Source organism: Leminorella grimontii, from assembly GCF_039789245.1.
In the GTDB taxonomy this organism is placed as follows: domain Bacteria; phylum Pseudomonadota; class Gammaproteobacteria; order Enterobacterales; family Enterobacteriaceae; genus Leminorella; species Leminorella grimontii.
The window spans coordinates 2,827,881-2,845,156 of sequence record NZ_CP146357.1 but is presented as its reverse complement, the minus strand read 5'-3'; the positions used below and the strand labels follow the sequence as shown (position 1 = coordinate 2,845,156).

Annotated in this window: 16 protein-coding genes and 1 other RNA gene; 5 read left to right on the top strand and 12 right to left on the bottom strand. The window is 49.1% G+C overall.

The window, feature by feature from the left end:
* Positions 1-94 precede the first annotated feature (94 nt).
* The 6 genes from V8L73_RS13245 to V8L73_RS13220 form a co-directional block, all read right to left on the bottom strand.
* Positions 95-3,196 carry an autotransporter outer membrane beta-barrel domain-containing protein gene (locus V8L73_RS13245; protein WP_347253202.1) on the bottom strand — a complete coding sequence of 1,034 codons (3,102 nt, stop codon included), beginning with the start codon at positions 3,194-3,196 and terminating at the stop codon, positions 95-97.
* Between the two features lie 869 nt (positions 3,197-4,065).
* Positions 4,066-5,763 (bottom strand): amidohydrolase, encoded by a 1,698-nt coding sequence (locus V8L73_RS13240; protein WP_347253201.1) that lies wholly within the window; start codon positions 5,761-5,763, stop codon positions 4,066-4,068.
* Positions 5,764-6,109: 346 nt separating this feature from the next.
* Positions 6,110-6,916 (bottom strand): MetQ/NlpA family ABC transporter substrate-binding protein, encoded by an 807-nt coding sequence (locus V8L73_RS13235; RefSeq protein ID WP_027275873.1) that lies wholly within the window; start codon positions 6,914-6,916, stop codon positions 6,110-6,112.
* A 21-nt stretch (positions 6,917-6,937) separates the two neighbouring features.
* Entirely contained in the window at positions 6,938-7,780 is an 843-nt protein-coding gene (locus tag V8L73_RS13230) for a DUF169 domain-containing protein (protein WP_051155829.1), read from the bottom strand.
* Between the two features lie 21 nt (positions 7,781-7,801).
* Complete coding sequence (locus V8L73_RS13225; protein ID WP_347253200.1) at positions 7,802-8,476, bottom strand: methionine ABC transporter permease; 675 nt, start codon at positions 8,474-8,476, stop codon at positions 7,802-7,804.
* Between the two features lie 41 nt (positions 8,477-8,517).
* Positions 8,518-9,486: a methionine ABC transporter ATP-binding protein gene (locus tag V8L73_RS13220; RefSeq protein WP_347253199.1), complete on the bottom strand. Its 969-nt coding sequence runs from the start codon at positions 9,484-9,486 to the stop codon at positions 8,518-8,520.
* A gap of 331 nt (positions 9,487-9,817) precedes the next feature.
* Between V8L73_RS13220 and V8L73_RS13215 the strand changes: the two genes are divergently transcribed.
* Positions 9,818-10,702, top strand: a complete 885-nt coding sequence (locus V8L73_RS13215) for a phosphorothioated DNA-binding restriction endonuclease (protein ID WP_347253198.1) — start codon at positions 9,818-9,820, stop codon at positions 10,700-10,702.
* A gap of 149 nt (positions 10,703-10,851) precedes the next feature.
* Here V8L73_RS13215 and V8L73_RS13210 read toward each other — a convergent pair whose 3' ends face one another.
* Entirely contained in the window at positions 10,852-11,154 is a 303-nt protein-coding gene (locus V8L73_RS13210) for a helix-turn-helix transcriptional regulator (protein WP_347253197.1), read from the bottom strand.
* 162 nt (positions 11,155-11,316) lie between these two features.
* Between V8L73_RS13210 and V8L73_RS13205 the strand changes: the two genes are divergently transcribed.
* The gene (locus V8L73_RS13205) at positions 11,317-11,604 is read left to right on the top strand and encodes a helix-turn-helix domain-containing protein (RefSeq protein ID WP_422655588.1); all 288 of its coding nucleotides are present in this window, start codon (positions 11,317-11,319) and stop codon (positions 11,602-11,604) included.
* A 332-nt stretch (positions 11,605-11,936) separates the two neighbouring features.
* On the opposite strand, the gene V8L73_RS13200 is transcribed toward V8L73_RS13205, so the two are convergent.
* Both V8L73_RS13200 and V8L73_RS13195 read right to left on the bottom strand, forming a co-directional pair.
* Positions 11,937-13,031 (bottom strand): restriction endonuclease, SacI family, encoded by a 1,095-nt coding sequence (locus V8L73_RS13200; protein WP_347253196.1) that lies wholly within the window; start codon positions 13,029-13,031, stop codon positions 11,937-11,939.
* Positions 13,032-13,036: 5 nt separating this feature from the next.
* Positions 13,037-13,273 carry a helix-turn-helix transcriptional regulator gene (locus V8L73_RS13195; RefSeq protein WP_347253195.1) on the bottom strand — a complete coding sequence of 79 codons (237 nt, stop codon included), beginning with the start codon at positions 13,271-13,273 and terminating at the stop codon, positions 13,037-13,039.
* 99 nt (positions 13,274-13,372) lie between these two features.
* Between V8L73_RS13195 and V8L73_RS13190 the strand changes: the two genes are divergently transcribed.
* Positions 13,373-14,581 carry a DNA (cytosine-5-)-methyltransferase gene (locus V8L73_RS13190; RefSeq protein WP_347253194.1) on the top strand — a complete coding sequence of 403 codons (1,209 nt, stop codon included), beginning with the start codon at positions 13,373-13,375 and terminating at the stop codon, positions 14,579-14,581.
* A gap of 442 nt (positions 14,582-15,023) precedes the next feature.
* On the opposite strand, the gene ssrA is transcribed toward V8L73_RS13190, so the two are convergent.
* Together ssrA and smpB are read right to left on the bottom strand one after the other, a co-directional pair.
* Positions 15,024-15,388, bottom strand: a transfer-messenger RNA (tmRNA) gene (gene ssrA, locus V8L73_RS13185).
* 49 nt (positions 15,389-15,437) lie between these two features.
* The gene (smpB, locus tag V8L73_RS13180) at positions 15,438-15,920 is read right to left on the bottom strand and encodes an SsrA-binding protein SmpB (protein ID WP_027275881.1); all 483 of its coding nucleotides are present in this window, start codon (positions 15,918-15,920) and stop codon (positions 15,438-15,440) included.
* Between the two features lie 217 nt (positions 15,921-16,137).
* Between smpB and V8L73_RS13175 the strand changes: the two genes are divergently transcribed.
* Entirely contained in the window at positions 16,138-16,578 is a 441-nt protein-coding gene (locus V8L73_RS13175; RefSeq protein ID WP_027275882.1) for an SRPBCC family protein, read from the top strand.
* Entirely contained in the window at positions 16,565-16,858 is a 294-nt protein-coding gene (locus tag V8L73_RS13170; RefSeq protein ID WP_347253193.1) for an RnfH family protein, read from the top strand. Before V8L73_RS13175 ends, V8L73_RS13170 begins: the two co-directional genes overlap by 14 nt.
* 41 nt (positions 16,859-16,899) lie before the next feature.
* Here the strand turns inward: V8L73_RS13170 and bamE are convergent, their stop codons facing one another.
* A complete protein-coding gene (gene bamE / locus V8L73_RS13165) occupies positions 16,900-17,247 on the bottom strand; it encodes an outer membrane protein assembly factor BamE (protein WP_347253192.1) in 348 nt (115 codons plus the stop codon).
* Positions 17,248-17,276 lie beyond the last annotated feature (29 nt).

Below are 17,276 nucleotides of genomic sequence, written 5' to 3'. Positions count from 1 at the left end.
CGGTGGAGACATCGGGCGTTTTGTTTAAGTGAGTTTTGAGGGTTAAAAAAAAGCCATCTGCCGTGCAGATGGCTTTTACGCTACTTTTATTTTATTACCAGTTGATTCTCAAACCGACATCCCCGGTGACGCCGTGCATGTCGCCATCAAACCCTTGCTTGTACTTAAGGGTGGTATAGAAGGTGACGTTTTTGGTCATGTCGCCGGTAACGCCGCCGCCCACTTCACCCCACTGGCTGCTATAGTCCTGATTGAACGTCGTGCCGCTGACGGTGACGTCCGGCGAACGGCCAATGACGCTAATTACGTCTGCGGTGACGTAAGGATGAATGTTAGAGGTTGCCGCGCTGTCATACCCGGCGCGCGCGCCTAATCGTGCCAATCCCGAATTATCGCTAGTGCTGGATACAGCGGCAACGCCGTCGTTCATGGCGTCCAAATGCAGGTACTGATACATGATTTGGGCCTGAGGCTCAATAAACCAGCCGTTGGCGTTCTTAAACGGTTTTCCAACCTCGACCGATAGCGTTACGCCGTCGCCGCCCTGGCTTGCATCGTCACCGTAAACGCTGTTATAGCTATTGTGGTAATGGGTATATTGCGCCACGGTATCGATATAGGCGCTGTTTGCCGCATAGCGAGTGTAGTAAGCGCCAACGCCGTAGCCTCTGGAATTTACGCTGCCCGTTTTTTCTGAGCGGCCCTTATACAGCGGACGTAAGGCGTCTTTGGCGTTAGCCGTTACTTGCCCCAGCGTTGCAATGACGCCCGCGTGGGTTCTGGCGCCTGAGTCATCGTAGGACTGATAGAGATCGCCGCCAAACTGTGCAAACCAGGTTTCAGCATCGTAAGTGAATCTATCCTTGTAGGATTTGGTTTGTCCGCCGTGGATGCGGCCCCATACGCCCTGATTGAATTCCTGATTTTTACGCAGGTTTTCCTGGTCGCCCACGCGCTCGTGCAGCGTTCCAATCGTATCAAAACCATACATTCGGTTCAGGTAAGGACCAATGACATAGCCCGGCACCGAGGGATTGTATGACTGAGAGGGGGTAGGCGACGGGCTTGCCAGCTGTGAACGCAGGTACCAGTCGTTGGCGTCGCTTTCGCCGCCCTGATAAAGCAGATACTCATACTCGCCTGCGGTGACGGGCCTTCCCAGCGCTACGGCGGTACCTACGCTGTCGCCGTCCAGCTGAGCGACCCGAATGCCGTCTTCCACCGTTTGCGCGCCGGCGCCGACGGTATTGTTCACAATAAGCAGGTAGCTACCGCTAGTTTTTCCGGTCACGTGCAGCAGGTCTGAACGGGTATTCGATCCGCCGTCGTTCAGCTCGGTATTCAGCGCAAACGTTCCGCTGCCGCTTAATGCGCTGACGGTTAAGGTTTTATAATTTTGCCCGTCGGATACCAAGTTGACGTAGCCATTGTCAAGCTGCAAACCGCTCGTCGGCTGGCTCAATAGCCCGGTAATGGTTGAAGACGCCGTCATGTTCCACTGTGAATTGCTCAGGCTGGTGGCACTGACGTCCGTCATGCTGCCGGTTACGGTAGAACCGTTGGCCGCGCTAACGGACAGCGCGTCGAAATTAGTATTCCCCAGTCTGGAAATGATATCGCCATTTAGCGTTGAGCTATTAAGAGCGATATCCAGGCTGCCGGAGGCGTCAACGTTGCCCTGGATCTCGGAGCCATTGGTCGCGCTGAACGACATGCTGCCCGTTGATGCGGTCACGATGGCGGCCTCTTTGCCCGACAGCCGGCTGCGGTCGAGGGAAACGGCGCTATCCCCCAACTCGGCGTAAACGCCGCTTCCGCTATCGCTCTTTAGCGTACTGTTATTTAGCGATAAAGAGGCGGTGTGGCCATTGAGCGAGCCGCCAACGATGCGCGCGCCGTCGGCCTGGTCTCCGTGCGCTTCAATTTGGCTATCCGCGATGGCGATCTCGCCGCCGCGAAGGATGGCGATCGCGTGAGCGGACTCGCCTGAGGTGTTGACGGTCAGGCCCGATGCGTCGATTTTTGCATCCTGGCTGACGGCATACAGGCCGTACGCATTCTGACCGGAAGTGGTAATCGTCGCTTTGTTGACGTTGACCATCGCCTTGCTGCTGGTTGAGGTATCGGCCGTGCCGATGTTGTCCTGCAAGCTGTTGGCGCACTCTAGGCCTTCGCCGTGCAGCGAGCATGCCTCCACGCCGAAACCGCTGGCTCCGGTGGTGTTAATGCTGAGGAGGCTGCTGCCGTCGCCGGCGTTAATAACGGTATCGGGCAGGCTGCTTCCGCTCACCTGCGACAACAGCCCAATGCCGTTGGCGCCAGAGGTGTTAATCGTGCTTTCGCCGATCAGGTTGATGACGCCGCCAAACTCCGCCACTACGGCGGAAGAGGTGGTACCCGTAGGCTCCATATTGCCGAACGTCGTGACGCTCACGCTGTCTGCATTAAGGACGCTGCCCGCGTTAATCGCATCCAGCCCGTAAGCGCCGTCGCCGCGGGTCGTGATTTTCGAACGTTGGACGGTTGCTGTGCTGCCATCGTTTCTTACGCCGCCAGAAAGCAGGCCTTGGGTCTCTATGGTAGCGCGGTCGATATTCAGCGTGGCGTCTGAGGCTACGTGCGCACCGTCGCTATTGTCGCCTTCGGTGGCGACGTTTCCGTTAAGAAACGAAATGCGCCCGTTCTGCTTAGCGTAAATACCAAAAGCGATATCACCGGACGTCGCTACGTTAATGCCGTCTGTTAAGACGACAGCGTTAGACGCCGCGTGCAAAGCATGGCTGTAGCCGCTTTTGGTATTAATGCTGCCGTTTTTTAAATTAACGCTGCTGTCGTTTCCCTGAGCGAACACGCCGTTGGCATTAAAGCCGTGAGTATTTGCTTCTATTCCGTTGATCTCAACGGCTCCGCTTTGTACTTCGATTGCCGTAGAAACGTCACCAAACGTATTGATTAAAAGATTCCCGCTGGTAAGAGTTGCGGAACTACCGGCGCCGTTAACGGTAATGCCGTTAGCATTTCGCCCTTCGGTTGATAGCGAAAGATCGCCATCGGTAATGAAGCTGCCGTTATTAAGTATGTTGACGGCCGGGGTATAGTCCGTCGTTCCCATATTTTCTAACGTCCCTGCGGGAGAATGAACCGTAACGCCGTCAACGACGATCTGTGATGATGCGCTGTGAGTACCTGCTATCATGAGGCCAAGCGCTGCTGAAATTTTTAATAAGGTACTGTTAACTTTAAAGTTATTAACTAAATCCATTTATTAGACTCTGAGTTTGCTGTTTTTGAATTAACTAATTGTATTTATTTACTATCTTGGTGGTTAGACGTGGAGGGATTATTGATGACCTTTAATTCCCTCGTTTAAAGAACGAGTAATTGTACAGGATAGCGATAGCTATAAGTAAAGTCCTAATGTGGACTTTTATGTTTTTTTATTAAAATAAATTTTTTGTTTTTTAATATTTTTTACATAAGATATGGGTGTTATTTATTGTTTTCTTTATTTTTTGTTATTTATCATTTTGATTTGTATTGATATTTTTTTATTTATTGATTGATTTGATTGTGGGGGTATAATTTTCTGTATTATTTGTCACTCATCGTAATCATTAGTCTTCTATAAAACTTTATTGACAATCATATTTAATCTTTTTTATTGCCGATTTATATAATTACGATTTGTTTTTATTACAGGGTGTAAAATTGATGAAAATGAGGTTTTTTATTGATGTTCATTAGTTGATTTTGAGATTATCTATTAATAATGATTTTTCACCCCGTTTTCTTTGTTACCGATATTTATCTTTTTAGAATGATATATTTTACCTTTGCCCTTGATAGTAATCACATTAACTTTGAATGAGTACTCTGGCCCGCGTTGCTCTGGAATATGGCGGCGTCCATAGCATCAAGCAGGGGAATAATGCTTGATGCTATTGTTGATAGAATATTGGCGACGGGAAGCTTCCGTATCGCAGGCACAACGCGTTTGATGGTTTCGTCGCTTGCTGGTCGAAGAGGGGCGCTTTGAGAGAGAAAAACGCATTTGTTAGGGCGAGGCTATTTTTGCCACACAATCTTGCCGTCAACCATCGTCATCAGCACCTCGCTTGCGCCGATGTCCTCATGTGCCACAGAGAAAATATCGCGATCCAGTACCTGAAAGTCGGCCACTTTTCCGACTTCGATAGAGCCACGAACGTTTTCCTGAAACTCCTGCCAGGCCGCATTGATGGTGTACATACGAACGCCGTCCTCGACGCTTATCGCCAGCTCCGGTCTGATAACTTTACCGCTGGACGCCGATTTGCGCGTGACCGCCGCCTGAACCATCTGCCGCCAGTTGACCAGGTCCATAATGCCGTCGGAGCCGCCGGAGACCACCACGCCGAGGTCAATAATATCTTTTAACCCTTTACAGATTTCGCCTTTGATCCCACAGGTCTGCGCCCGGCGCTCATAGTCATACGCCGAGCCGCTGGGGGAGGGCTGTTCGGACAGCAGGATACGGTATTTGGCAGCCTTGACGAAATCATCCCGATCGCCCATTGAGCCGTGCAACACGTAGTGGCGCCGGTCCGGACCGGGGCAGGTCTGGATCGCGTTGACGAACCCGTTAATGGTCTCTTTTACCGCTCTGTCGCCGACGGCATGAACGGCCAACTGAAAGCCGCGCTCGTGCGCCAGCAGGATCATCTTGTGCAGTTCCTGAACCTGTTCCTCCTGCGTGGCCGTCGGGCCGCAAAATACCGAGCGCCCGGAGCAGCCGGGCCTGTCGGCGTAGTCCTGATTCATCCACGCCGTATGCGACATAGGGACACCGTCGCAAAAAATTTTGACCGTGTGGCAGTCGAACCAGTTTCGGTCGGGGAAGGCCGGGAAGGTGTAATTGTCCAGATCGCGTTTTAAGATTTCATATGACTGGACGCCCTTATCGGCACAGTAGAAGGCGACGGACACGCGGGCGGTCAGCTTCCCCTCATCCTGAAGCTGGCGATAGGCGGTAATACCAAGCTCACCGGCGGCGCCGACCTCGCGGGTATTTTCCCCCGGCCCCATCGCGCCTTCGGTATAGCTGGCGTAGCCTTCGCGGTTCATAAACCGCTGGGCGGCGATGAAGTTTTGCTTAAGCTGCTCCACCGTCAGGCGCGGCATGTTCTGAGTGACCAGCTGCAGCGCCGGAATATCAAGGAAGTTGCCGTCCGGTTCGCCGTTTGAATCTTTGCCAATGTGGCCGCCAATCGGATCGGGCGTGGCGCGAGTAATACCGGCATTGGCCAGCGCGTTACCGTTGACCACGCAGGAGTGGCCGTCCCACAGCACCAGAATTGCCGGGTGTTCCGGCGTGACCGGATCGATATCCTGACGCGTCAGCGAGCGGTTCTGCGCCGCGCATTCCGCGATGACGGCAGGGTTTAATCCGCAGGCGCGGATCCATTCGCCGGGCGGCGTTGCCGCCGCGCGCTCGCGCAGCCGCTGATGCAGCTCGCTTAGGGTGCGCACCTTGCTGCAGTTGAGGCACTGCCAGCTGTCCGAAAGCCAACCGATGTGAACGTGGGAATCGTGGGCGGCGGGCAGAATTAGCTTCCCGCGCAGGTCAATGACCTGCGTTTGAGGGCCGATGTGAGCGGCTATCTCTTCGTCTTCGCCGACGTCAATAATCCAGCCGTTTTTCACCGCGATCGCGCGTGTAAAGCTAAAGTGCCTGTCTACCGTCGCGACTTTGCCGTTAATGAATACCGTATCCGCAGCTGCCATAAACTCTCTCCCTATTCCGCTTATGATAGAAAATGCGCTTCCTCCGGTACGGCCGGGGAATGATAATCAAAAGGGTTTTTTTATCGTTGGTTGAAACGACTGAACCGCAATGCTCTAGGGACTCAACGCCCGTAGAAATGTACGGTAAGACTATCGGCGCATTTATTGGCTGCGGGTATTTTACACCCTACATAATTCGGCTTATATGACAAAACGTGAGGGATGTTTTAAACAGTACCGCCAACGCACGGGCCGCTTGAAGTAGGCCGAGCATATGGCGTGATGCCATTTATTGCATTGAATACTCGGCCCAATAAGCGCTATTGGGCCTTGTGGAAAGCGTAAATTAGTCCAAATACTCAAAAACGCCGTCAAAATTACTCTTTATGCCGTCTCTGACGGGCTGCGATCTCAATCCTTCCGCCAGCGTTTTTGCCCACGGTTTATCGACGTTGGATTGAAGCACCACAAGCCCCATCGGGAATTCGCGAGCGTTCTTATCTCTTATCAGAAACGAACGGAAGTCCTTATTTGCATTACGCATATGGGTAAAGAAAACCACCGAGGCGTCGACGTCCGATAGCGCTCTGACCGTCTGGATTTGGTCCATATCCACAAACTTAAAGTTTTTAGGGTTCTCTGTGATATCAAGCAGGCTGACGTCGTCTTTTTTATTCGGATCCAGCTTAATTAAATTCGCATCCTGCAGCATGCGTAGGCCGCGATCCATATTCATCGCGTCGTTCATGATGGCAATGGTTGCGCCCTGCGGTAAATCCGCGAGCGTTTTATAGCGCTCAGAGTAGAGGCCAATACCGGTAGTAAAGGGGTAGGGTTTTACCATCGCCAGCTGGCCGCTGTTTTTCTGATTAAAGCTGTCCATAAACTTAATGTGTACGCCCAGCCCGGCGTCAACGCTGCCGTCATTGACGGATCTAAGGACATTGACGTTGTTATCCACGATAACGAGCTCGACGTTCAGCCCCTGTTCTTTCAGCAGGGGCAGCGCCGGGGAAAAAATGGACTCGGAGATTTCCGTGCATGCGACCTTAATCGTCGCCTCTTTTGAACTGTCCGCGCTTTTTTGTTCATCACAGCCCGTTAACGCCGACGTCGCGAATAGGGACAGAGCTAACAACAGTATTTTCTTCATCATATGGTCCTTTCGGGAAACTTATTTTTGATTATTGGCCTGTTTTCGTTTGTGATATTCAATGGTGCCGTAGCCGCCCGTGTAGTAGTTGCTGCCTAGCTGAATATCTACCTGCTCTTCAACGCCGTGTTTTTCGGCTTTGCTTTTTATACTCTTTTTGGTCTTATTATTGTCCATCGGATTGGACGTCTGGCGAATGCCGTCAACGATTTTATCCAGCTGATTAAAGGGAATGCCGATACCCATTTCATCGTCATCCCACTTTGATACCTGTCGCGTACCTGAACACAGTAATGAGATATTGACCTGATTCATTTCAAACGGGTAAGAGGTACATTCCTGACAGATTGCCTGATTGCCCGTAATCTTGACGTTTTTCAGCTGCCCATAGTGGTATGAATAGCCCTGGATCAAACGCATGGCGTTGGCGGCATTGGCGATGACAATCACCAAGTCGGGGTTGTAATCCGTATAGAGAGCGAGTTCGGCGATTTCTATGCCGTAAACGTGATGGTCGCAGTAGACCATGTCTTTGGCTATCTGGCGGCTGATGGCGTAGTCCGCGTACAGCCCCATTTTGTGGTGGCGCTTACCGGAGAGAATATCGTTTGGATTAACGATATCATCCTCCGGTTTTAACAAGCCTAACGCTCTGGCCCCCGACAGGCAGGCCGTTTGTTCCAGGCTCAGCTTACAGGGGATACCGGATGCCGCATTTTTTACCGCCGCACAGTAGGGGAGCGGACCTGATAATTCAGGCGTCGGGCATGAGTCGTATTCGGACTTATCGTATAAAAAGCGAATTCCAACCGGAGCTCGCTTTAGCTCCAGCATTACGCTGAGCCAAAGAGCATCATTTCTCACAGAGCACCTCATCTACTCGTACTATTTAATTAATCGATAAACGATTCTTCCGGCATATTGAATGACGAGAACAATGACGGACAGGATACAGACCACTGCGTACGTCATGGCGTCATCAAACCGCTGATAGCCATAGGTTAGGGCCACGGCCCCCAAACCTCCCGCACCCACGGCGCCGGCTAAGGCGGTATTGGCAAGAAGCTGGATGGAAGCAAACGTCATACTGGAAACAATTGTCGGCATAGCTTCAAAAAACATCACTTTACCGATAATTTGCGTATTGCTGGCGCCAAAGGATCTGGCGGCTAAAATCACGCTCTTATCAACTTCAGACAGGGCATTTTCTATTAATCGGGCAATAACCGGAAAGGCAACGATGGTTAAGGGAATGATTGCCGCAACCCAGCCAACGGACGTGCCGACAATCCATCGCGTTAACGGCGTAAATACCACGATTAATATAATGGCGGGAAATGAGCGGATAGCATCAATGAGCGTGTTTAAAAAGCGATAAACGTACCGGTTGGGCGATAGCCCCTCTTCGCGGGTCAGGGTAAGAACGACGGCGATGCCGATACCAATAACCGTGCTTAAAAGCAGCGAAATCAGGAGCATTGCAAAGGTAGCGTAGCAGGCGGGCCAGATAACCTTGGGTAAATATTCAAACACGCGGGTTTGAGAAAAATCGACGAACATAGCTTATTCCTGTTAAGTAGCATGACATGCCAACTCAGACATCAAGCAACTAGCTTTTGAAACTGAATGTTATTTTGGGTCAGGCAAGCGGTTATTTTCGTATAGTCAGCCTGATTCACTGCTATCGTGTAGTGCGCAATAGTACCAGCTTTACAGCCGTCGGTTCGAGTAAATAATATCCTGAGCTTTTCGCCGGTTAGCTTTGACAGCTGCAGCAGGACGTCCGCGCTTTGCTCGATATCGGCAAGCGTCATGTTAAAGCCGACTTCGCCATCCTTCAGAACGATGTCAATATTGCTTGAAAGCTCGGATAGCGCATCGGGCCTGCGGGAAAACACGTTCTTAACCGTATCGGTTAACGTCAGCTTGCCATGCTCAATAACGGACAGCCTGTCACAGGCATATTTAACGACGTCCATCTGATGGGTCACCATCACGATGGTGATGCCTGACTCCTCGTTAATGCGCTTAAGCAAATCCAAAATAGACTTCGCGGTTGTCGGGTCTAACGCCGACGTGGCCTCATCGCAAAGCAGAATTTTAGGCCGTAGCGCCAGCGCTCTGGCAATGGCGACGCGCTGCTTTTGCCCGCCGGACAGTTCGGCTATGCGGCTGCCGGCTTTGTCTTCCATGCCGACCGACTGCAAGAGGCGCTCGGCGCGGGATCTCATCTCTTGGCTAAACATATTCCAGCACGACATGGGCAACATCACGTTTTCTATTGCCGTTTTTCTTTCCAGCAAGGCGAAGTTCTGGAAGATCATGCCAATATTCTTACGAAAGGCCCGCAGTTCGGACGGCGACAGGCGCTGTATCTCGGTGTTATCAACCCGGACGCTGCCATTATCGCTAAACTGTTCAATACCGTTGATGCAGCGTAGCAGCGTCGATTTGCCCGCGCCGCTAACCCCAAGGAGGCCGTGGATCTCCCCCTGAGCGACGTCCAGATTAATATTATCCAGGATAGTATTCCCGCAATAGGATTTGCTTAAGTTACGTATTCTGATCAAAATGAAACGCTCTCGGCGTACTGCATTGATTTTAATGGCTAAATGTTATTGTTGGGCGAGTATCAAAACATTTTTGCTGGAGCCCGCCAGTATAAGTAGGGTGGGTGGGTTTATCAATATGGTTGGGGGGCTTGCCCGCGCTGTGATTGTAATAATGAATGTATTCGCCCATGGCTGCCCGTCATTACCGATATTCCTGCGTGTTTTAAGATAAAGGTATTTTGATTTCAGGGAGCATTTATAAGGGGGCTTTTTTGTACCTAAAACGCCTTGAGTTTCATTAGGTTTGCGAGCATGATCGCAAAATTGACTCCCGCCGGAAGCGAGCCGCATGAATACGGAAAAGGCGCTACAAGATGCACTTTCTCACCTAAGCGTTTGGCGCAAGGGCGACCAGCGCGCGCCGCATAAGCCTCTGCTGCTGCTGTACGTTCTCTCTGAATACCGTAAAGGGCACGAGCGGCTGTTTAACTACGGTGAAGAAGTTTATTCCCAACTGCTTGAGTTGCTCACGAGCTTCGGCCCGCAGCGGCGGAGCCACTATCCGTCCATGCCGTTTTGGCGACTGCGCGGCGACGGCTTTTGGCAACTGCAAAACGACGAGCTTTGCACGCCGCAGAAGGGCAGCAAAGAGCCGCCCAACCGGGAGTTGATTGAGCACGGCGTGATGGGCGGATTCGATGCGGAAACCTATCGGCTGATCCTCAAAAAACCGGCCCTTATCGATAAGCTGGCCCAGCAAATTCTCAGCGAGCACTTTCCCGAAAGCGTTCAGGAGCTTATCGCCAACCGGCTGGGATTTTCCCTCATCGACGTTCGCAAGGCCCGCGATCCTCACTTCCGGCAGACGATACTGCGCGCCTACAACTACCGGTGCGCTGTATGCGGCTACGATCTTCGGCACGACAGCACCGTCGTCGGCCTGGAGGCCGCCCACATCAAGTGGAAGCAGTACGGCGGCCCCTGCACGGTAACCAACGGCCTGGCGCTGTGCTCGCTGCACCATTCGGCGTTTGATATGGGCGTGATTAGCCTGGACGGCGACATGAAGCTGCTGGTGTCGGAAGGGGTTAACGGCAGCCAGATTGTCGAAAAGCTGTTTTGGGATTTTGCCGGGCGTCAGATTGGGCTACCGAAGAGCGCGGAGAGCTATCCGCTGGAAGGGTTTGTGGCGTGGCATCGGGGGGAAGTGTTTAAAGGAGAAATGAGAAAGTAGCTGCCTGATATCGGCTATACGCAGTATGCGTGTTTGATAAGGCGCGATCGCCGCCAGGACGGGCAGATGCGGTTGCGCAAACATAAACAGCCCCCACTGTTTTATTAGGAATGAGCACCCTGCTGGTTGGTTAATGCATTCTGTTTTTGCTACTCGGTTCGTGACGTATTGGCGTTTTCTCCGCAGGTATCAATAGGTATCGGAAGCGGCAGCCTCGGCGCCCGCTTTTGCCTTGCTTTGGCATACCTGCTGGGCCAAATCTTTTCAGGCGGAACCCCTAGCGCCGCTGCAATCAGCCACTCGCCCTTCGGCCATGCGCGCGCCAGCGCGTTTGCAAGCGTTGAAGACGCCAGACCGGCCTCCCGCGAGAGCTTTGCCAGGCTGGTACCCCGCTTCTTTAGCGCCGCGATGATGTCGGCAGAGTGCCAGTCTGTGGTTGTCTGTTTATTCATGTTTTCTCCTTGTTAAACCGTGATAAATCATACATTGCTTGAATTTTGCGCTTATTTTAACCTTAATTCAAGAAATACGTGAATTTATAAGGGAATGCATGAAGCGAGGCGTAGTTCGTAGGCGGATAATTCCTGCACGTAAACAGGAATTAGGTAGCGGCCGTGATTGGGAAAAGACTAAAAATTTCAAGAGTCAGCGCAGGCCTGACGCAGGCAGAACTCGGCGTTCGCGCCGGGTTGGATGAAGAATCGGCCAGCGCCCGCATCAGTTCGTATGAAAAGGAAGTTCATGCGCCCGATTTTAAACTGGTGTGCAGGCTAGCTGCGGCGCTTGACGTGCCGGAGGCGTATTTTTATGCGGTCGATGACGATCTGGCGGAGTTGATTTTGCAGTATCATCGGTTTAGGAAGGGGAATCCGGGGGCGAGGGTTTTGATTGCTTCGGGGTGAATGGGGGATAGAGGTAACTTTGAGTTTGTGAGGGGTACTAATGGGTTTTAATAAATCCCATTCCGGGGGGAATAATAAAATATTTCTGAATGTCTATACTGCTATTAATTAGCATAAATATCAAGGGGGTATATGCTGGCAGAGTATTAATATACAGTATAAGTTTTCGTATATAAAATACTATATTTTAATATTTTCTTCATATACTTAAATGCATGTCAATTGTTTTTTACCAAGTAATAAAACTGTATTGTCTTTACGAAAAATTTAGCACATATCTGCATGTGTGTGCATTAATTAATCCTCATTATTTAAAAGTGGGGGATTTGATGTTATTCTTTCTCTAGTATTAGACTTTGCCATTGGATTAAGCTAGTAGGGTGAACCTCCACCAATTTTAATCTTTCATTAATACAATCTATTGCATAATTTGCCGCTATAAGCTTTGGTGTATTTGACCAGAAAAGGATCTGATCTACTAATATATCCCAGCCATAAAAGAAAGTAATATCAACGCCATACTGATTAGCCCAAGAATTTATTTTGGCTTCATCCAATCTAGTCTGATGTTGTGAAGCCATGACTATACAAGCATCCTTAATGTTATTGTCTATACACTTTCTGCAAAAAATAATCACATCTGACTTAGTTACAGGTTTATCTCTAACTTCAATAGCCTTTTGCCAAATTAGATTGTTAGAAAAGTCTCGTATACATACGTCACCTGGATAATGCCGGCTTGGATCATTAATTCTTCCGCTTTCAACGTATTGAGAATTAGTCCATGTATCCATTAACCCTGCGACAACAGCCTGTGCTCTTTTTCCGCTTTCTGAATTTGAGTTAACAAAAGTTGTAATTATACTAGTTAGTTTTCTAGGGCTAATAGTTAGCTTATGACTAAAGTCTGCATGCCTAATTTGGTAATTTTTTCTAACTTTTATAAATGCACAAAGTGCTTTCCGCCCAACATTTTCATCTGTTGATTTTTGTAGCTCATCTATTAATTCCAGCATGTAACTGAAGGCGCGTAAAGCGCTTTGCCGTACCGGTGTACCATCATTTAAGAATCTCATTCTAAAATATGGCTGATTATTTAATGGTTCTCTTCCTGTCGTTCCTATGCTAAACCCAAGCTCAGCCGATAAAGGTACTAGTATATTGTGGCATAGTGATCTTGCTGAATATGAAAATAAATTATTGGGAGAATGAGTTGGCTTTATTGCATATAAATCCACATCTTTATTTACTGCTTTTGCTAAACAACTAGTCCCTAAAAAGGCAATATGAGTTCTTGCATCACATTCTTCACATAAATGAGAAAATAATTCAATTTTCTCAACCCAAGAAAAATCAATAATGTTGTTGTCAACATTACTGCTTTCTTCGCGAAGAATATGTTCAGCAACTGAATTTTTAATTTTCATAAAGATTAATCTTCTGCTACTTGCTTTAGCTCAAGAAGCTCGCCAGGCTGACAATTGAAAAATTCACATAATTTCAATATGGTACTAAGACGAGTATTATAATCTTCACGAGTAGCAATAGACTCTAGAGTTGACTTGGATATTCCTGTTTTTGTTGCTAGAACATCATATGTCATTTTCATACCTGTCTGAGACTGATACTTCTCCATTACATCTCGCAAATTGACTTTTAATATCGCCATGAAAACCTCTGATATTGTATTGACAGTACAATTTTTTTCTTTTAATATTATATCTTAATATCTATGAATTCGCTTGTATATTTGCTGTAGGAGGCTACTGTGGGATCTCGGCGACTTAAGGCTATCAGTTTATATACTGGGGTTGGTGGCCTTGATTTTGGTTTTGAAGCTGCAGATTTTGATACTGTGGTAGCTGTTGAGCTTGATACAGCCGCTTGTTCAACAATCCGGCTCAATCGTCCTAATTGGAATCTTATTGAAGGTGATATACATAATATATCGTCAGATGAAATAATTAATAAGTCTGGATCTAACGTTGGGGAAATAGATATATTAATTGGTGGCCCTCCATGTCAACCATTTTCTAAATCATCTTATTGGGTTAATGGTGATACATTACGCCTTGACGATCCTAGAGCCGACACGCTAACTGCTTATCTTAGAGTTTTGCGAGACACTCAACCCAAGTCTTTTTTGATTGAAAATGTAGCAGGACTTGTATACAAAGGTAAAGATGAAGGTTTGCAGCATCTTTTAAGTGGCATAAAAAATATTAATAATGAAGTAGGGACGAATTATAAAGTAAGTTGGAAAGCCCTTAATGCTGCTAATTTTGGTGTTCCTCAAAATCGAGAGCGTGTTTTTCTGATAGGAAGCCGTGATGGGAAAGATTTTGTTTTTCCTGAAAGCACACATGAAGATGAAAAAAAAGCGTATCTATTTGGTAAAGAATGTTATCGGACCGCTTGGGATGCTATTGGTGATTTAGATAACCAAGAACAGGACTATTCTGCATATAAAGTTGGAGGAAAATGGGGGGATCTGCTTTCAACAATTCCTGAAGGCCAAAATTATTTGTGGCACACATCTCGTGGTGGTGGCGAAAGCCTATTTGGGTGGCGGACTAGATATTGGAGTTTTTTGCTTAAATTAGCTAAAAATCAACCATCTTGGACTATTCAAGCTCAACCGGGTTCATCTATTGGTCCATTTCACTGGAAAAATAGAAAGTTGACGCCGTATGAAATGTGTCGTTTACAAACCTTTCCTGACGGCTTGATTTTTAAATGTGCAAAATCGGATATTCAAAAAATGATCGGTAATGCAGTGCCTTCTCTATTATCAGAGGTCTTGGCAAGAGAGATTAGGCATCAATTTTTTGATGAGAAAAAGCGTAATGATATATTAAAATTATTACCACCTACTCGTTATCCAATTCCGGAGCCAGAAGCATTAACTCCGTTACCTCAAAAATATCGACTACTAATTGGTGAATACCCTGATCACCCAGGGAAGAAACGCGCATAAGGTGGAAAATAAACTATTGGCTCAAAAGAGATATTTAATGGTAAGTAGCCTAATAGATATTAGGCTACTTTATGATAGTAAGCTTTTATAAAAGAGCCTATAGTTTGCATCAAAATAATACTCACCTTACCCTTTCTTCAGTAGATATTTACTACTAATCCATTATTTTTCGCCGTTGTTTGAGATAAATAGTTCTATTATAAAATTACTTAACTTCATCACTAATCACTAAAGTCATTTTTATAAAAATAGTAATTTAAATTATAGCGGTAATAATGGGTTTGATATGTTTATTGTGGATGCCTGTGTAGTAAAAAAGAGAGACTACAAGTGGTTTCAGACTTTGCCGGACAAATTGAGAGCACAAAAAAGCCCACACAGCTTACACCATGCGGGCTTTCGACTTCATCGGATGACTCTGGTAATCACCGACAAAGAATTTTGGTGGACCTGGCGGGAGTTGAACCCGCGTCCGAAATTTCTACGCCGTCGGTACTACATGCTTAGCCAGTCTTTACATTCGCACGCCAGCTGCGGACAGACACGCCACTAACGAACTAGCCTGATTAGTTTTAACGTTTCAACCCCAGGCAGGGCATCCGCGCGATCTCTTTTGGGTTTGACCTCTCTTTGATCCCCGTCTTAAGAGCGGAAGCTAGGGAGAGAGGGCTCTAAGCAGGTTATTAAGCTGCTAGTGCGTAGTTTTCGTCGTTTGCGACTATTTTTTTGCGGTTTGTTAACGAGGCCTACCGCACCTCGGCATGCACCTTGGGTTTCGCAAATCCCGTCGAATCCAGAATCAGGCCCAGAGTGTTAAAACAAGTATATCAGAATTTCACACCGTTACGCCAGCGGCTTAGCGGTTGGCGTGCTTCATAATGCGCGCTTTGTCCAGCTGCCACTCGCGCTCTTTGATGTCCGTGCGCTTGTCGTGCACCTGCTTGCCCTTGGCGACGCCGATTTTGACCTTCGCCCAGGCGTTCTTCCAGTATAGGGAGAGGGCGACGATGGTGTAGCCGTCGCGATTGGCCAGGCCGAACAGCTTGTCGAGCTCTTTGCGGCTCAGCAGCAGCTTGCGGGTGCGGGTTGGGTCGCAGACGATGTGCGAAGAGGCCACGTTCAGCGGAATGATGCTGGCGCCGAACAGGTAGGCTTCGCCGTTGCGGAAAACGACATAGCTGTCGCCGATGTTGGCTTTACCGGCGCGCATGGATTTGACTTCCCACCCCTGTAGGGAGAGGCCGGCCTCGATTTCTTCCTCAATGAAGTATTCGTGGCGCGCGCGTTTGTTCATCGCAATGGTTGCGGAACCGGGTTTGTAGGCTTTTTTCTTAGTCATAGTGGTTTTTATTATACTGAATGATGAGCCGAAAGATATCCCTCGCGCCCGTCGGCCGCGCGATTTTTTACGCGCCAAAGGAAGTGCGGCTACCCCCTATAGGGGAGGGCGTGGCGCATGGAAGGCGTTTGGGCCGGCGGGCGTTAGGTGGTATGATTTGCGGCGTTTTTGTTTTTGCCTTAACTCTTTTTCAAACCCGATTTAGTCAGGAAGTATCATGCAGCGTATCAAGCGTTCGGCTCTGGTCAACTATAGCGCCGGGCAGATGTATCATTTAGCTAACGACGTGCTCTCTTATCCGCAGTTTTTGCCGGGTTGCGTCGGCAGCCGGATCCACGAGCAAACCGAAACGACCATGGTGGCCTCTATCGACGTGGCGAAAGTAGGGATACGCAAAACCTTCACGACCAGCAACCGCATGGTGGTGGACTCCGTTATCGACATGACGCTGGTGGACGGGCCGTTTAAGACGCTACAGGGCGGCTGGCACTTTACCCCGCTGGGAGACGACGCCTGTAAAATCGAGTTTGCGCTGGAGTTTGAGTTCAGCAGCCGCCTGGTAGAAATTGCCTTTGGGCGCATCTTCAACGAGCTGACGCAAAACATGGTTCAGGCCTTTATCAAGCGGGCGAAGGAGGTGTACGTTGTCGGACGTTAACATCGAGGTCGTCTACGCGCTGCCGGAAAAGCAGTTCCTGAAGCCGCTTTGCGTGCCGCAGGGAACGACGGTCGAAGAGGCCATCCGCATGTCGGGCCTGCTGGAGACCAGGCAGGATATCGACCTGGGGGTTAATAAGGTCGGCATCTTTAGCCGGGCGGCCAAGCTTACGGACGAAGTGAAAGAGGGCGACCGGGTGGAGATTTACCGGCCGCTGATTGCCGACCCAAAGGAGCTGCGGCGAATGCGGGCGGAGAAGTCAAAAAACAGGGCCTCATAGAGGCCCTGTTTTGTAATTCATCGCTACCGCGTTAAAGAAGATCAGTTTTCCTGCTTCGTCATCGAGGTGTCGTTAGTGATGCTGGTCAGCGTACCGCCGCTGTCAAAGGTCAGCGTCAGGGTCTGCTGAGAAACGTCCTGATGCCCCGGCTGTTGGCGGAAAACGTAATACCAGGTTTCAGAGCCAAACGGGTCGTGCAGCATCGGCGTGCCGAGAATATAGGCCACCTGCTGTTTGCTCATGCCCTTTTGCACTTTCGCGACGTCATCGGGCGTTAAGTAGTTGCCCTGGTTGATGTCCGGACGATAGACCACCTTCTCTAACGTAGAGCATCCGGTTGTTACTAGTCCAATCGCCATGACGACGGCAGTCAGCAGTTTGCAGCGCATAGTATACTTTCCTTTAGAACGTAGGCTGA